General features: G+C 57.3%; 18 protein-coding genes. 7 read left to right on the top strand and 11 right to left on the bottom strand.

Annotated elements, in window-relative coordinates:
* The first annotated feature begins 24 nt into the window (after positions 1 to 24).
* The gene (locus tag ACMGGW_RS10995; protein ID WP_049295626.1) at positions 25 to 918 is read left to right on the top strand and encodes a LysR family transcriptional regulator; all 894 of its coding nucleotides are present in this window, start codon (positions 25 to 27) and stop codon (positions 916 to 918) included.
* Positions 919 to 940: 22 nt separating this feature from the next.
* Here the strand turns inward: ACMGGW_RS10995 and ACMGGW_RS10990 are convergent, their stop codons facing one another.
* From ACMGGW_RS10990 to ACMGGW_RS10970, 5 genes are all read right to left on the bottom strand, one after another.
* Positions 941 to 1,102, bottom strand: a complete 162-nt coding sequence (locus ACMGGW_RS10990; protein ID WP_162837924.1) for a hypothetical protein — start codon at positions 1,100 to 1,102, stop codon at positions 941 to 943.
* Between the two features lie 141 nt (positions 1,103 to 1,243).
* The gene (locus ACMGGW_RS10985) at positions 1,244 to 3,256 is read right to left on the bottom strand and encodes a TonB-dependent copper receptor (RefSeq protein ID WP_420279539.1); all 2,013 of its coding nucleotides are present in this window, start codon (positions 3,254 to 3,256) and stop codon (positions 1,244 to 1,246) included.
* A 280-nt stretch (positions 3,257 to 3,536) separates the two neighbouring features.
* Positions 3,537 to 3,938, bottom strand: coding sequence for a DUF2946 domain-containing protein (locus tag ACMGGW_RS10980; RefSeq protein WP_089195890.1), 402 nt, complete (start codon positions 3,936 to 3,938; stop codon positions 3,537 to 3,539).
* A gap of 338 nt (positions 3,939 to 4,276) precedes the next feature.
* Positions 4,277 to 5,578, bottom strand: coding sequence for a PQQ-dependent sugar dehydrogenase (locus ACMGGW_RS10975; protein WP_197831990.1), 1,302 nt, complete (start codon positions 5,576 to 5,578; stop codon positions 4,277 to 4,279).
* 10 nt (positions 5,579 to 5,588) lie between these two features.
* Positions 5,589 to 6,014, bottom strand: coding sequence for a DUF2231 domain-containing protein (locus tag ACMGGW_RS10970; RefSeq protein ID WP_025302860.1), 426 nt, complete (start codon positions 6,012 to 6,014; stop codon positions 5,589 to 5,591).
* 168 nt (positions 6,015 to 6,182) lie between these two features.
* Between ACMGGW_RS10970 and ACMGGW_RS10965 the strand changes: the two genes are divergently transcribed.
* Positions 6,183 to 6,641 (top strand): YbaK/EbsC family protein, encoded by a 459-nt coding sequence (locus ACMGGW_RS10965; protein ID WP_025302859.1) that lies wholly within the window; start codon positions 6,183 to 6,185, stop codon positions 6,639 to 6,641.
* A gap of 85 nt (positions 6,642 to 6,726) precedes the next feature.
* On the opposite strand, the gene ACMGGW_RS10960 is transcribed toward ACMGGW_RS10965, so the two are convergent.
* A complete protein-coding gene (locus ACMGGW_RS10960) occupies positions 6,727 to 7,104 on the bottom strand; it encodes a VOC family protein (RefSeq protein ID WP_025302858.1) in 378 nt (125 codons plus the stop codon).
* A 312-nt stretch (positions 7,105 to 7,416) separates the two neighbouring features.
* On the opposite strand from ACMGGW_RS10960, the gene ACMGGW_RS10955 reads away from it, so the two are divergent.
* Positions 7,417 to 7,806 carry a GrpB family protein gene (locus tag ACMGGW_RS10955; protein ID WP_197832085.1) on the top strand — a complete coding sequence of 130 codons (390 nt, stop codon included), beginning with the start codon at positions 7,417 to 7,419 and terminating at the stop codon, positions 7,804 to 7,806.
* Positions 7,807 to 7,987: 181 nt separating this feature from the next.
* On the opposite strand, the gene ACMGGW_RS10950 is transcribed toward ACMGGW_RS10955, so the two are convergent.
* From ACMGGW_RS10950 to ACMGGW_RS10940, 3 genes are all read right to left on the bottom strand, one after another.
* Positions 7,988 to 8,368, bottom strand: a complete 381-nt coding sequence (locus tag ACMGGW_RS10950) for a DUF4440 domain-containing protein (RefSeq protein WP_043137323.1) — start codon at positions 8,366 to 8,368, stop codon at positions 7,988 to 7,990.
* Positions 8,369 to 8,454: 86 nt separating this feature from the next.
* On the bottom strand, positions 8,455 to 8,967 hold the full coding sequence (locus tag ACMGGW_RS10945) for a hypothetical protein (protein WP_043137327.1): 513 nt from the start codon (positions 8,965 to 8,967) through the stop codon (positions 8,455 to 8,457).
* A 39-nt stretch (positions 8,968 to 9,006) separates the two neighbouring features.
* Complete coding sequence (locus ACMGGW_RS10940; protein WP_043137331.1) at positions 9,007 to 10,017, bottom strand: LacI family DNA-binding transcriptional regulator; 1,011 nt, start codon at positions 10,015 to 10,017, stop codon at positions 9,007 to 9,009.
* A 317-nt stretch (positions 10,018 to 10,334) separates the two neighbouring features.
* On the opposite strand from ACMGGW_RS10940, the gene ACMGGW_RS10935 reads away from it, so the two are divergent.
* From ACMGGW_RS10935 to ACMGGW_RS10925, 3 genes are all read left to right on the top strand, one after another.
* The gene (locus ACMGGW_RS10935) at positions 10,335 to 11,258 is read left to right on the top strand and encodes a substrate-binding domain-containing protein (RefSeq protein WP_197831989.1); all 924 of its coding nucleotides are present in this window, start codon (positions 10,335 to 10,337) and stop codon (positions 11,256 to 11,258) included.
* A 67-nt stretch (positions 11,259 to 11,325) separates the two neighbouring features.
* Complete coding sequence (locus ACMGGW_RS10930) at positions 11,326 to 12,501, top strand: Gfo/Idh/MocA family protein (protein ID WP_197831988.1); 1,176 nt, start codon at positions 11,326 to 11,328, stop codon at positions 12,499 to 12,501.
* Between the two features lie 10 nt (positions 12,502 to 12,511).
* Positions 12,512 to 13,453 (top strand): sugar phosphate isomerase/epimerase family protein, encoded by a 942-nt coding sequence (locus ACMGGW_RS10925; RefSeq protein WP_025302851.1) that lies wholly within the window; start codon positions 12,512 to 12,514, stop codon positions 13,451 to 13,453.
* 43 nt (positions 13,454 to 13,496) lie between these two features.
* Here the strand turns inward: ACMGGW_RS10925 and ACMGGW_RS10920 are convergent, their stop codons facing one another.
* Positions 13,497 to 14,582, bottom strand: a complete 1,086-nt coding sequence (locus tag ACMGGW_RS10920) for an NAD(P)-dependent alcohol dehydrogenase (protein WP_025302850.1) — start codon at positions 14,580 to 14,582, stop codon at positions 13,497 to 13,499.
* A 293-nt stretch (positions 14,583 to 14,875) separates the two neighbouring features.
* Between ACMGGW_RS10920 and ACMGGW_RS10915 the strand changes: the two genes are divergently transcribed.
* Positions 14,876 to 15,289 (top strand): energy transducer TonB, encoded by a 414-nt coding sequence (locus tag ACMGGW_RS10915; RefSeq protein ID WP_197831987.1) that lies wholly within the window; start codon positions 14,876 to 14,878, stop codon positions 15,287 to 15,289.
* Positions 15,290 to 15,308: 19 nt separating this feature from the next.
* Here ACMGGW_RS10915 and ACMGGW_RS10910 read toward each other — a convergent pair whose 3' ends face one another.
* The gene (locus tag ACMGGW_RS10910; RefSeq protein ID WP_025302849.1) at positions 15,309 to 15,623 is read right to left on the bottom strand and encodes an ArsR/SmtB family transcription factor; all 315 of its coding nucleotides are present in this window, start codon (positions 15,621 to 15,623) and stop codon (positions 15,309 to 15,311) included.
* Positions 15,624 to 15,715: the final 92 nt, after the last annotated feature.

Here is a 15,715-nt window from a genome sequence, read left to right as displayed (position 1 = left end):
ATTGCCGTTATCCCAGGTATAATCATGAATAATTTAAGGCGGCTGGATCTCAATCTGCTGGTGACGCTCGACGCGCTGCTGGCGGAGCACAACGTTACGCGCGCGGCGCAGCGGCTCAATTTCTCTCAGCCGGCAGTCAGCGTGCATCTTGCCAAACTGCGGGCGATCTTTGACGATCCGCTGCTGTTGCCCGGCCCGCGCGGCATGCGTCCGACCGCCAGAGCGGAGCAGCTGCGAGAACCGCTGCGCCAGGCGCTGGCGGCGCTTGAGTTGGCGGTAACGCCGGCGACGCCGTTCGATCCCGCCGTGGCGACCGATACCTGGCGTGTGGCCGCCTTCGACTACGGCGAATCCACCATCGTCCTGCCGGCGCTGAACGGTTTGCGCACGGCGGCGCCCGGCACCCGGCTGGCGGTGCTGGAAACCGCGCCGTCACGCATCGCCAAACTGGCGGAACAGGGGGAGATCGATCTGGCGTTTCACACCCGCGAGGGGTCGCCGCCCGGTTTGCGTCAGCGCACGCTGTTCAGTGAACGCTATGTGCTGGTGGGCAGAGTCGGCCATCCCAAGCTGCATGAAAACCTGACGCTGGCGCAATTTTGCCAATTGGAGCAGGTGATGGTTTCGCCGGACGGCGCCGGTTTCTACGGCATCACCGACCAAGCGCTGGCGGACGTGGGGCTGACGCGGCGCGTGGTGCTTTCCGTGCCGCATTTTCTCTTCGTGATCTCGGTGCTGGCGCAGTCCGATTTGGTGGCGATGCTGCCGGAGCGGCTGGTGCGCAACCAGCCTTTATTGCAACAACTCGAGCCGCCGCTGGCGGTGCCGGGTTTTGAAATGACCATGCTGTGGCACGAAAGATCGCATCGGGATCCCGCGCACCGGTGGCTGCGCGAACATATCGTGCGGTCAGTGTAAGCGGGTTAAACAGCGCGGGAAATTACATGAACAGGAAGCGGTCGGCCAGCGGAACGCCGCGTTCGAGGCGCGGTGGCAACGCGTCGTCGCGATCGTCTGGCTGAGTAGCCTGTGGCGCGACATCGTCGGCTTTTTCGATCATCAGCTCGCCGAGCAGGGCCAGAAAACGAGTGAGCTTTTGCATATTCCCTCCGGATCGTTGATTACGTTGAGGGTGATAGTAATCGCCGCTAAACCGAATGGGAAAAACTTAAAACTCATATCCTAAGAACCGGATCGCATATCGCATGACCGGGCGACGGTTGCCCATCGCCCGGTGGATGGCTTAGAAGGTGACGTTAACCTTGGCCCACAGGGTGCGGCCCGGTTCATTCACCGCGCTGTTGGCCGAATAGCCGAAGGCGCTGTTGCCCGCCAGGTTAAGGTGCTCGCTGTAGGTCTTGTTCAGGATATTATCCAGACCGGCGCTCAGCTTGACGTTTTTATTCACCTTGTAGGCGGCGTTGGCGGAGAGCACGCCGAAGCCGGCGCTTTCGGCAAAGTCTTTGCCCACCACGTTGCCTTCGTTGATCGCCACACGGTGCTGGCTGCTGACCAGACGCCACAGACCGGTGCCGCTCCAGTCGCCGTACTCATAGGTCAGCCCCAAGCGTGCCTCCAGCGGCGGGATCTGCGGCAGCGGGCGGCCGTCGCTGGTGTTTTTACCCCAGGAGTAGGCCAGGCTGGCGTCGGTTTTCCAGTGCTCGCTCAGTTGGTAACCCATGCCCATTTCGCCGCCCATGATGTTGGCGTTGACGTTATCGGCCTGGCTGAGACGCGCATTGTGCGGATCGTATTTGAACAGGATGAAATCATCGACGCGGCCCACATAAGCGGAGACCCAGCCGTTGAAGCGCTTGCCGTTGTACTGCGCGCCGATGTCGAGCTGCGTGGTTTTCTCGCTCTTGACGCTGGAGAACGGATCTTTGCTGCCGTTCGGGCCGAGCTTCGGCGAGAATAACTCCCAGTAATCCGGGAAGCGCTCGGTATAACCGACGCCGGCATACAACATCAGCGGCAGGTCGGCCAGCGTATGCTCAAGACGCATAAAGCCGCTCGGCAGGGTGTCTGAACGCTCCCCATCGCTGCCGCTGCGGAAATTCTCCACCAGGGTGCGATCAAGACGCGCGCCACCGATCAGTTTATCCTGCTCGCTGGTGGACCAGGTCAGCTCACTGAAGGCGCCGTAGCTGTTGAACTGGGCGTCTTTTTCCCAGCTGCCGCGGCTCATGCTGCGGTGGGTGTTGGTCTGCGTGTCCAGGCCGCTTTCAAGCTTCACGTCCTGCCACTGCCAGGTGCCCATCACGCGGCCGCCGACGGTGCGGCGATCGAGCTGCATCGTCATGCCGGAAGACATCATGTGCCCGCCGTGGCCCCCCATGCTCATACCGCCATGGCCGCCGTGCCCCCCCATGCCACCGCTGCCCGGCGAGCGCAGGGTGACGTTGTCCATCACGTGGTTGGCGTAGTTGTAGTAGACCTGCGCTTCCAGCTTATCCAGCACCTCGCCGATGTTGGATTTTTCCACCCGCATGCCCAGGCTTTCGCGCTTGAACTGCGAACCGTCCATGCTGCGGCCGGCATAGCGCGCTTCGCCGTTGCCGCGGCCCATGGTCACTTCCAGCAGCGTATCGTTGTCCGGCGTCCAGCCGAGCGCCAGATCGCCGTTCCACTTGTCCCAGCGCGACGGCACACGCGTATTGGTGCCGTCCTGATAATCGTTGGAACGAGATTTGTTGGCCATCACCCGCAAGTAACCTTGCTCGGCGCCGAGGCTGGCGTCGATATTCTCGTCCCAGCGGCCGTTGGAGCCGGTCAGTACGCTGGCGTTGCCTTTGACGCCCGGCTCGTCGAAGCGCGGACGTTCACGTTCGAAACGCACGGTGCCCGCCGACGAACCCGGCCCCCACAGCACCGTCTGCGGCCCTTTGGTGATGGTCAGCAGATCGAAGCTTTCGGGCGAGATGTAAGAGGTGGGCGCATCCATTCTCGATGGGCAGGCGCCGAGCATCTCTGAACCGTCGGTGAGGATCTTCAACCGCGAACCGAACATGCCGCGAAATACCGGATCGCCGTTGGTGCCGCCGTTGCGGATCTGAGAAAAGCCGGGAATGGTTTTCAGGTAGTCCGAGCCATCGCTGGCCGGCACCGGCTGACGCGGGGTTTTCGGTGACGTCACGATGGTCAGCGGAGAGTAGAACGGTGCGGTAACGGTGATCACGTCGCCATCATTAAGCTGTGCGTCGGTAGGGTGCTGATGCGCCTGCGCCGCGTGGCCGGCCAGCAGGAACAGTGGCATGGCGGTGGTAATGGCGCGGGTGACGGCGTTCTTTTTATAAGTCGGTTTAAACATCATCTTTCCTTAAGCTAACTCTATTCCGTTCTTGGCCGAGGGATTATTCAGGCGTAGGGCGGCCTGGCGAAAATCACCATCGGTAAATACGGGAGGTTAATTCCATCGACGTGGAAATAACCGGACTAATAATGTCGTCTCGATGATTAACCGTTGGGCGAGTTAATTCCGCCGGGTTGAAGCAATCAACGGCAATACAGAGAACGGCAATGGGCTTATTGTTAAATCAGAGGAAAGAGACGGGGGGCGCGCGCGGCTGTAATTCGGTGTGAACGACGTGGGCAAACAGGGGAACGAGGTAATGGATCGGCGGCGGGCGCGAAGCCAGCGACTGGGACCAGAACAGCGGGGCGTGGCTCACGTCCAGCAGCGGCGCGTGCAGCAACAGCACGCAGTAGCCGCAGGCGCTGTCGTCCATCATCATCGCCATGTTATGGTGGCCGCCGCCGTGCTGCATCAGCGGCTGTGAGGCTTTTTCAGGCTCAGGCGGCGGCGAATGCATCCCGTGATGCATCGGCATCGCCATGCCGCAATCCGCCATGGCGGTCGTTCCAGCACTTCCGGCGCGTACATGCTCCAGAGATCGCGAGACCACCGGCGCAATGAACAGCATCAGAATGGCAAACATCCCTAACCAGGCGGCGGCCCGATTTCGCGATGCAGAGGGCTGAATTAACGACACAATCAACCTAAAAAAAGGGTTAACACAGGGTAGGGAATTGTACTGGTTTATGTCGAAATGTTAAAACCTTTTATTTCTGGTCAACGCTCTGTTGATGAATATATTATCGGATAAGCGCTTTAATTCTGACCAAAGGCTATTTTTTTGCGCCAATGACATGACGGGGACAATATTAATGACGGAAAAACTGGCGGGCACGATTATTCCGCTTTATGACGATCTGGCTGGCGCAGAGGGATGAGTGACAATGTCACGGGCGAGTTCACCGGAACCCGCCCGTAACCTTACTTCGCGCTGACGCGCCAAACGGTGTTGCCCACGTCATCCGCAACCAGCAAAGCGCCGGTCTTGTCGATCGCCAGGCCCACAGGGGCGCCATAGAGTTCCTTCTCATCATCGGAGACAAAACCTGTCACCACGGCTTTGAGCTTGCCGACCGGCTTGCCTTGTTCAAACGCCACGTAGCTGACCCGGTAGCCGTTCAGCGGCGAGCGATCCCAGCTGCCGTGCTCGCTGACAAAGGCGCCGCCGCGATACTCGGCCGGCAGAGCGCTCGCGGTGTAGAACAGCAGCCCCAGCGGTGCGACGTGCGAGCTGAGGGCGTAGTCCGGTTTGATGGCTTTCGCCACCAGATCCGGCCGCGCCGGCTGCACCCGACGATCGACGTGCTGGCCGAAATAGCTGTAAGGCCAGCCGTAGAAGCCGCCGTCCTGCACCGAGGTCAGGTAGTCCGGCACCAGATCGGCGCCGATCTCGTCACGCTCGTTGACGATGGCCCACAGCTTGCCGCTGTGCGGTTCCCACTGTAGCCCGGTCGGGTTGCGCAGCCCGCTGGCGAAGATGCGGCTGGCGCCGGAGGCGGTGTCCACTTCCAGTACCGCGGCGCGCCGGTACTCTACGGCCAGGCCATTTTCGGTGATGTTGCTGTTGGAGCCGACGCCAACATACAGCTTTTTGCCGTCCGGGCTGGCCAGCAGAGCTTTGGTCCAGTGGTGATTGATCGTGTTCGGCAGATCGGCCAGCTCTTTACCCGGATCGCTGATGCGCGTTTCGCCCGGTTGATAGGAGTACTGCATGATATTGCCGGTGTTGGCCACGTACAGCGTATTGCCAATCAGCTGGACGCCGAACGGGGAATCGAGCCCCTCGAGGAAGACATGCTTTTCCCAGTTGCCGCCGGCGGTCGGGCGCAGAAGGGTGATACGATTGCCCCCTTTACCGCCTTTACCGGACTGGCCTTTCACCAGGCCGGCGATCAGCTGCTTGGGCGTGCTCACCGCTTCAGTGCCCGGCCCGTTGGCCTCCACGACCAACACATCGCCATTGGGCAGCGCGAGCAACTGACGCGGATGAAGCAAATCGTCCGCCACCTTATCGATTTTCAAGCCTTCCGCCACTTTCGGCGTCTGATCTTGTTGCCAGCCAACGCCCTTAGGCACCTGCATCGGCGGCATCAGAAAGTCTTGCGCCGCCGGCAACGTCGGGTCCGGGCCCATTTGTTGCTCTGGCGAAATGACGGCGCTGTTATCGCAGCCGGCCAAGGCCAATACGGCGGAAAGGGTGAGCGCCAGAGATGAGAGCTTCATGAAAACCTCCTTATTTTGCGCGGGCGCCAAGGGCCAGCAGAATATTCGCCAGGCTGAGCAGCGCGACCACGATCGCAGACAGCACCAGGCCTTGGGGCACCACGGCATACGCATCCCGGCTATGCACGAAAGCGTTGATAATGGCGAGAACGATGGCCAACAGGTTCAGCCAGAAATGGAGTTTGACCGACGAACCCAGCAGCCGGCCGCTGCCGAACCATACTTGCACCAGGTTAATCAGGCGAGGAATGATGGCAAAAATCAGGCCGATGGCGATTAGCCAACTGGCGCCATTAACCCACTGAATATTGGCAGTGCAGGCATAAATGATGTCGAAAATTAGCGCCGCGGTGAAAAATCCATAAGGTATCGGGTTGAGCCATTCATAGACGGCCACTGCGGCCGCTGAGGGCCTTGCTGTCGTTTGCGTGGTCATGCAGGCATCTCCATGAAAAATGATGGGTAAAAAGGCCATTGGCCCCTTAAAGCTTTGTTCAGATCCAGCGATTTGAACAATTTTGATTCTCATTTTTAGCATGCGATGTTAAAACCGAAACCATCACTGCGGCATTATCAATGGCTTAGCAATATCAGGAGGAAGGGCATGAGTATAGAGCGCGTTCAGCGATTTCTGGCCGAGCACGCACCGGAGACGACGGTGACGGTGCTGGCAAAGAACACCGCGACGGTAGCGCTGGCGGCGGAAGCCTTTGGCGTGGAGAGCGGGCAGATCGCCAAGACGCTGTCGTTTCGCGTGAACGATGGCGTGGTGCTGCTGGTGATGGCGGGAACCGCCAGAATCGACAACAAGAAGTACAAGCAATTCTTCGGCGTGAAGGCGCGTATGCTGCCGGCGGAAGAGGTTGAAGCATTAACCGGCTATCCGCCCGGCGGCGTTTGCCCCTTTGCCGCACCGGAAACGGTGAGAATTTACTGCGACCGCAGCCTGTGCAGTTACGGTGAAGTGCTTCCGGCAGGCGGCAGCGATAACTCAGGCGTGAGAATTGCGCCGCAACGTCTGGCCAGCATCACCGGAGCGGAGTGGATTGACGTGACAGGGTAACTATAGGTGACCGCGTCACAATTACATTATGTTAAATAGATTGTGTCAATTCTTAACTAATAGATTGTTTTAACAGGGAAAATTACTAATCCATCGGGTGATGGCAAACCGCCTCGATATTGTGGCCATCCGGGGCGATCACAAATGCCGCATAGTAATGGGCATGGTAATTGGGCCGCAAGCCGGGCGCGCCATTGTCTTTGCCGCCGGCGTTTAACGCGGCGTGATAGAACGCATCGACCTGTTCACGGCTGCTTGCGGCAAATGCCAGGTGCAGATGCGCCGGTTTTTCATCGGTCTGAAACAGGCATAATGACACGTTATCTCGATCGCGGCACAGCTCAACGCCATAGTCGGGTTCGCCTTCGGCAACGATCTTTACGCCCAGTGGCGCCAGCGCATTGAGGAAAAACGCTTTGCTGAGGGCAAAGTCGCTGACGCCAAATTTCACATGATCAAACATGGGGAGGCTCCTTGAGCGTGAAAGAATGTTCCCATTCAGTATAGCCAACGCCGTGTTGGACGTAGAAAGCGATGCAAACGCACGCCAATGCGCATTTAACAGGCAAATACTGCCCGTTTAAGTGACGCGTTTGGATGAAATCTGCAGTATCGTAGCTGCCACGTTTTATCAGATTTCACGTAGCGCGATCAAAAAAGCAGAGGATTTCTGGCCAATACCGGCAGGTAGCCGCCATAGAAAATCATGTCCGGTCATCATTACTGGAGCGGGAAATGGCAGAGCGCATACCGGCCGGCATGTTAACGGCAATTCATCAGCAGACCGGCGCTGCCGGCCAAACCAGCGATTGATATCTTGCTAGAAGTTGAAAGCCTGGCGGCGTTGGATGGTTTGAATGACAGGATACATGATATGAGAGCTACGCCGCGCGGCGAGAACGGCATAGCCGGCAGGCGTTACTACATCACGGGAAACGGCAATCATGTATTTACTGCAGTAAGTGAACAGGCGACCCGACATTTGGTGTTCAGAGATTATCTGCGCAAGCATCATGGTGTTGCTCAGCAATATGCGGCAATCAAACGTCAGGCAGCAGAAGACAGCCGGCAAAACCCGGCGGCTTATGGCCGGTTGAAAAACGAATTTGTTCAGCGGCATGAGCAGCTGGCGCTGATATGGTTAACCGCAGGAGAAAGCCCATGATCAAACCTGAACGGCAGAATCCACATATCATTACTTAGGTGCGCATAATGTATATTATGTTAAATAGAATTACTGGGTACGCACCGGGATTATCCTGCCCGTCCTTTCTCACCTCACCTTCAAGGCTTATCAGGCTGACATCCTTTTTTATGTTTAAGCCCATCTATCAACCCATCTCAGTTTAGCCCTTAGTCGGCGTACCTTGATGAAAGCGCATCTGCCAACCCGCCTTTTCCGTCAGGAGCCAAATCGATGAGCGTTCGGTGCAACGAACGACGCGGCCCTGCGCGTCACGCTGAAAACTTTTATACGTCAGCAACACGGCGCCTTCACTGATTTTCGCCAGCTTAAACCCTTCGGCGAAAATCGGCGGATAATCCGTTTCCATCTCCAGCGCCGCAACGGTTTGGCATTTGTCATAACGTAGGCCTGAACGACCAATCTCTTCAAAGTCTTCATGCAACAATGCCGCGACATGTTTCGGATCGCAGCGCGTTGTTGGCTGGTGCAGTTCAACCTCAAGCGCCTGAATTTGGCTAAGCCACTGTGCAAAATGGGTCAAAATGCCCTCCTTTTTTGATCGCGCTACGTGAAATCTGGCAAACTTCGGCAGTCAATCTACACCAGAATGACACTCGTGAAACCTGACTATTCCCAGGATTCCTTCTCATAGGGTTTTTGCCAGTTCTTTTCCGTGACGGGTACGAGTTCCCCGTTGAACGTATAGGTACAACAGCGGCATCTCACCGGCACATCTTCTGCGGTGAATGCCGGGTTCACTTTCTGCAGTATCCCGTGATCATCTATGCATAGTCCGCTGTAATAGCTCGACTCACCACAGCGGACATAGCTCTGCCAGTTTTTACGGTGCAGCGCCACCAGGTAAAAAATAGGCGCTTCTTTATCCAACCGACTTACCGCTTCGCTATGTACTTCATTCCAGGGTTGGCCCACTTTACTGAGCAGAAATTGAAATAGCGGCGTGTAATCCATGCCATGTTGTATCTGCCCATGCATACTTTCACGCAGTGGCAACTGCTCATCGTCTGCCTGTTTGCCATGGCGTTCCCAGCGGTACTTACCACCGCTGGCGATGGGCCCTCTGGATGTAACGCTTTCTCTTCTATAGAGTTTCTTCTTTACATCTCGATGTGCTCTCATCAAGCCTCAATAGTGACATTGTCACACAAAAAGAAATCCTTACGCCGGTTTCCCAGCCAAATGCGACCGCCGAACCCGCAATTCCCCGTGCCGCCAGGCGCCGTCCGCCGTGGCGCGATTGTCGATCAGGCGATTCAAGGCCTCTTCGACCAGCCGGTCAATACGTTGGCTGTAGCTGGTCAGCGCCCAGTTGGCTGAGCCGGCCTCGTCGATATCGTCGAAACCTACCACGGCCATCGAAGACGACGGTGCCACTTGCCTGAGCGCTTCGAGCGCCCCCAGCGCCAACACGTCGTTCTCGCAGAACAATGCCTCAACCCGCTCACTTTCCGGCGTTGCCTGCAGGTATTCACTCATCAGTTGGAAACCGCGCTGGCGATCGTAGTGGCCAGCGGTGAGCACCCGATCCAGCTGAAAACCGGCGGCCATCAGTTTGTCGCGGTAGCCTTCCATGCGCAGCAAATGGCTACTTTGCGTATCCGGCCCCTTCATGTAGCCAAAGCGCCGATGACCTTGCTCTATCAGCAGCGTGGCGATCTCTTCGCCAGCGCGGTAGCCGTCGATGTTCACCACATCAATGTGTTCACTTTCCGTATTGCGGCATACCTGCACCAGCGGGATCTGATGCAGATCTTGCGCAATCGCCGCCCACTCTTGGGTTAACACCGTCGCCAGGAACAGAATGCCATCGACCTGCAGCTGGTCGGCCATCGCCATTACCGCCCGGTAGTTTTCCCCGGCGGTGATGTTCAGCAGCAGCGCCATATAGCCGCGGGTTTGCAGCTGTTTGGTGACCATATCGAGCATCATCATCGAATGCGGGTTCTTCATCTCGTCGATGGCTACGCCTATGATGTGCGTGCGTTTTTGCGACAGGCTGCGCGCCAGCAGATTGGGTCGATAGCCCAGCTCGGCCGCCGCCGCCAGTACGCTTTCACGCGCGCTGTCTGAGATCGACGCGCCGGGCGTAAAAGCGCGCGATACCGTCCATTTGGAGACGCCGGCCTTTTCGGCGACGTCGCTGGCGGTGGCTTTGTGGTGTTTCGTCATGGTTGCGTCGATCCCTGCTTCGGTGAAGTCACACTATACCCTGCTCGCTCAGATCCCCTAAGCGCCTGCCGGCATACCTGCTGCGATTATGTCCCGTTTTTGCACCCGATTGCAATTTGTTATGCAACCGGGTGCAAAAGGTAAAGAGTTTGTGATCGTCCGCGCTGTTTTCACCTTTCCCCTGTTGACCAAATTTTCTTCATGGCCGACATTCACGGTGTCATTCAGAGACTCATCGCGGTTTTGTCTCCTGCTTTGCACCCGGTTGCAAAAGAACTGTTTTTACATAACACCTCTCTTCTCAACAGGATACCGTAATGAAAAAAACCAGACTGCTGTTGATGTTAGCCTGCTCGCTGTTTGTCGTGACCGCCCAGGCCAAGACCTACCAGGTCGGCGTGGTGCTGGCCAACTTCGATCTCAACTTCGTCTCCATCCTGCGCAGCCAAATGGCGCGAGAACTGGCTGCGCAACAGCTGCAAGGCCAGTTCGTCGATGCCAAAGGCGATGTCGCCCTGCAGGTGCAGCAGGTAGACGATCTGATTAATCAGGGCGTGGACGCCATTATCCTCAACCCGGTCGATACGCAAGGCGTCCAGCCGATGATAGCGGCCGCCCAACGCGCCGCGGTCCCCCTTATCTTCGTCAACCGCAAACCCGAAGTGCCGCTCAGCGGCGCGACGGCCTACGTCGGCTCCGACTCGGCGCTCAGCGGCCGCCTGCAGATGGAGGCCCTGGCGAAAAAAATGAATTACCGCGGCAACGTGGCGATCCTGATGGGCGCCCTCTCCAACGAAGAAACTCGCGAACGCACCCGTGCAGTGGAAACGGTGATCGCCAAATACAAAGACCTGAAAGTGGTAGAGAAACAGACCGCCAAATGGCAACGCAATGAAGCGGTCGACGTGGTTTCCGGCTGGTTGCTGAACGGCGCGGCGATCGATGCGATCGCCGCCAACAACGATGAGATGGCCATCGGCGCGATCATGGCGCTGAAACAGGCCAAAAAGCGCGACGTGCTGGTTGCCGGTATCGATGGCACGCCCGACGGCCTGCAATTTATCAAAAATGGCGACCTGGCGGTGACCATTTTCCAGGATGCCAAAGCCCAGGCGATCGGTGCGGTGCAGGTGACCCGAGCGATGTTGGATCACGCCAAAACCGAGCCCTATAACTGGGTACCCTACGCCACCGTGACGCGAGAAAACTACCCGCAATTTGCACAGATGAATCAGAAATAAGCCGTTGCCACTCTCTTTTTCAACCCACTTTGCACCCGAGTGCAAAACCACAGTATCAGGAGTCAGCATGTTAAATGGTGAAAGAAGCATCCCTCGCCCGCTGCGTTGGGCGATGATCGGCGGCGGCCGCCTCAGCCAGGTGGGCTACAAACACCGTTCCGGCGCACTGCGCGACAACACCGCCTATCGGCTGGTTGCCGGTGCCTTTGATATCGACGCGGCGCGCGGACGTGAGTTTGGCGTCAATCTCGGCGTGCCCGCCGAACGCTGCTATGACAACTATCAACAGCTGCTGGAGCAAGAAGCTAACCGCGAAGATGGCGTTGAGGTGGTAACCATCGCCACTCCCAACGGCACCCACTATGAAATCACGCGCGCCGCGCTGAATGCCGGCCTGCATGTCATCTGCGAAAAGCCGCTGTTCTTCACCACGGCGGAGGCGAGAAAAATCAAGGCGCTGGCGGCGGAGAAAGGCCTTATCGTCGGCGTAACCTACGGCTTCTCCGGCCATCCGCTGCTGATGCAGATGCGCGCCATGATCGCGAACGGCGACATCGGCGAAATACGCATGGTCGAATTGCAGTACACCCACGGCTTCAATGCCAACGAAAGCGCGGACACGTTCGAGGCACAAAAGTGGCGCGTCGATCCGAAAATCGCCGGCCCCTCTTTTGTGCTGGGCGACATCTCCACCCACACCTTCTACATCTCGCAGCTGGTGATGCCCGATATGAAGATTGCCTCCCTGCTGTGCGATCGCCAGAGCTTTATTCCTTCCCGCGCCCCGCTGGAAGACAACGCCATGGTGCTCATGCACTACGAAAACGGCGCCGTCGGCCGCATGTGGGCTTCTGCCATCAACGCCGGCGCGATGGACAGCCAAAGCATCCGCGTGGTGGGCTCACGCGCCAGCCTGCAATGGAGCGATTCCACGCCCGGCGAATTACGCTATGAGATCCAGGGGCGGCCCAGCCAAACGCTGCACCACGGCATGCCCTATCTGGACGACAGCGCGCTGGCCGAAGAGCGGCTCGGCGCGCTGCATACCGAAGGGCTGGCCGAATCCTGGGCCAATATCTACCTCAAGTTCGCCATCGCGATCAGCGCCAGCCAGCGCGGCGATCGGCAGACGCTGGCCGCGCTGATCTATCCGGATATCGATGCCGGATTGGAAGGCGTACGCTGGATTGAAAACTGCGTTCGCTCCGCCGACAACGGCGCCACCTGGGTCAATTACCAATAAGGAAAGCACCATGAAACTTTCGTTCTGTACCGACAGCCTGGGCCATTTACCCTTCGAGCCGATGCTGGATCGGCTGCTGGAGCTGGGGGTGCGCGGCGTGGAAATGACCACCGGCGGTTGGTCCCCGGCGCCCCATCTGGATGCCGACGATCTGCTGGCCAATCCCGCCAAACGCCGGCAGCTGCAACAGGCGCTGGCCAGCCGCGGCATGGAGATCGCCGCGCTCAATGTCTCCGGCAATCCGCTCGATCCGGGCGAGCTGGGGCAGCGCCATCTGCGCCAAACCGACAATACGCTGGAACTGGCTGGCCTGTTGGGGGTGAAGAAGATCGTCATGATGAGCGGCCTGCCGCCGGCCAGCCCGCATGACACCATCCCCAACTGGATCACCTATACCGTCAGTTGGCCGCCGACGGTGAAAAACTGTCTGGATTATCAATGGAATGAGGTGGCGATCCCCTATTGGCAGGCGCTGGTCGCCCGAGCCAAAGCGTGCGGCGTTGAGCGCTTTGCGCTGGAAAACTTCAGCGCCATGCTGGTGTGGAACCCGGAAACGCTGTTCCGGCTGCGCGAGGCCGTTGGTCCGATGGTGGGCCTGAACCTCGATCCCAGCCATTTAATCTGGATGGGCGCGGATCCCATCGCGGTCGCTCGCGCCCTTGGCCCCGCCATTCACCATGTACACGGCAAAGACGTTCGCCTGGAACGCGGTGTCGTCGAAGTTAACGGACTGCTGGAAACCAAACCGATCGATGAGGTGGCCGGCCGCGCCTGGAACTATGTCGCCGTCGGCTGCGGCCGGGATCTGCAGTGGTGGAAGGAATTCTTCTCGGTGGTGCGCATGATGGGTTACAACGACTGGGTGTCGTTGGAAATGGAAGATTTGACCATGTCGGTCGATGCCGGCATCGTCTCTTCCGTTCAGGCGCTACAGCAGACGATCAGCCAATAACACCCTGCGCGGCGGCCACGGCCGCTGCGCAGAGTTCATCACGTTACGGGGTTATCGCCAACTTAATCACGCCATCGCGCTTTTCGGAGAACAGGTGGTAAGCCTCGGCAATATTCTCCAGTTGAAAACGATGCGTCACGAACGGCGTGAGATCCAAACCGCCATGCTGGATCACGTTCATCATTCTGCGCATCCGTTCCTTGCCGCCGGGGCACAGAGCCGACCGAATCGTATGATCGCCAAGCCCATAGGCAAACGCCTCGACAGGCAATTGAATATCGTCGCTATAGACGCCAAGGCTGGACAATGTGCCACCGGGTTTTAAGACTCGCAGCGCCTGATTAAAGGTGGCCTGCGTCCCCAAACACTCGATGCTGGCATCCACGCCGCGCCCTGCCGTAATCTTGAATATTTCATCAATCACATCGGTTTCCTTGTAATTCAACAAGACGTTTGCCCCCATTTTTCCCGCCATCATCAGCTTTTCGGGAGAGCTGCTGATGGCAATAATCAGGCTGGCGCCCCGCAGGCGAGCCCCCGCGGTGGCACATAAGCCGATCGGGCCCTGGGCGAAAATGGCTACCGTATCGCCAATGTTAATGTTGGCATTTTCTGCCCCTTTGAAACCGGTAGACATCACATCCGGGCACATCAGCACCTGTTCATCCGTCAGACCGTCGGGGATGAGCGCCAGATTAGCTTCCGCATCAGGCACCAAGACATATTCAGCCTGAGTGCCGTCGATAACGTTGCCGAAGCGCCAACCCGCCGTGGCTTTATAGCCATGGCAGCGGCATTCGGGTAAATAGGAACCGTCCTGCGCGGGAAAGCCGTCCTGACATGAATAGGAGGTAAAAGAGGGGCAAATAGCCCCAGCCAATGCCCGCTGCCCCTCTTGAAAGCCTTTAACATTGCTTCCCAACTTTTCAATAATGCCGACCGGCTCATGGCCAATGGTCAACCTACGCGGCACCGCATACTCTCCCTTGAGGATATGAATATCCGTGCCGCAGATTGTCGTCGTGGTTATTTTGAGCAAGGCATCGTTGGGACCAGGGGAAGGAATAGGTTTTTCAATGAGTTCTATTCGCCCCTTTTCGATAAAGGCAGCGGCTTTCATCATGCGCATGGCGGAAGATCCTTTGGTTTCTGCCGAAGTGGCTACAGAAAAGAATAATCCAATCGGTCATTTTTTCCGATTTTACCGCCTTGGGAAATAATTAAACACGCCAGTAATCTTTATCGGTAAATAATATAAAAAATATAATTCAATAAAATAACATCCAATAAAATCTGCTTTGTCACGCTGCCGAAAAACACGGTCGATTTATATCGACAGACGCTGCATCATTTCTCTTTCCAAATACTCTACGCTCAGCGAAAATATACGTTATCTGATTGATAAGTCATGCAGGAAATGCCATGTCACGACTCACCCTCCTCCCGCTGAGCCTGGCATTTGCCGGCTGCGTGCCAATGCAGCCTGATGGCTGTGAAAAAGCCAGTGCGGTGAATGATTGCGTTTATGCCTGGCGTGCAGGCAGCGATGTTCCAACGGCAAAGCAACCGCCTAACTTGGGATGCGACGGACAAGTTTTTTATGAGCGGCCGCACTATTCCGCCTCTGCGAAGGCAGAAAAACGCGAAGGCGAAGTGAGCGCAACGTTTGATGTTGATGATAAGGGTAAAGCCAGAAATATCGTGCTGACGGGCACCCCAGAGTTCTATCGCGACACCAAAAGCGCCATCGCACGCAGCTGCTGGACACCGGGCCGTGTTCATGAAACGGCGTTGTTTACTTTTAAACTCTCTGGTGATGCAGAAGCCAACCGATAAGCGACTCTCGGCCGGCGGTTCACTTCGGCGCGTAAATCTCTCTGAGCGTGGCGATCACTTTCGCCACGTTTGGGTTATCGATGCGGTAAAACAAGGTTTGCGCTTCGCGTCGGTACGTCACCAGACCTTCATTGCGCATTTTCGCCAGGTGCTGCGACAGCGCCGATTGGCTTAGCGGCACCAATTGTTGTAGCTCCCCCACGGCAATCTCATCGTGTTTCAATAGCAGGCAAAGCACCAGCAAGCGGTGTTCGTTGCCTATCGCTTTCAACAGCCTGGCGGCTTCAATCGCCCCTTCGATCAGAAAGGGATCTTGGTTAGCTTTTGCATTCATGGTCAATCACGGCCCCGTCATCATTCAGCCGCATTATAGCGGCTTTCAGACGCTGGCACAGCATTATATTAGCATTCTTTAAATTAGATATT

The sequence above is a fragment of the Serratia sp. BNK-4 genome, assembly GCF_048685115.1.
Classification (GTDB): Bacteria; Pseudomonadota; Gammaproteobacteria; order Enterobacterales; family Enterobacteriaceae; genus Serratia; species Serratia bockelmannii.
Note: the sequence above shows the minus strand (reverse complement) of the source record. Positions and strands in the feature narration are given on the sequence as shown.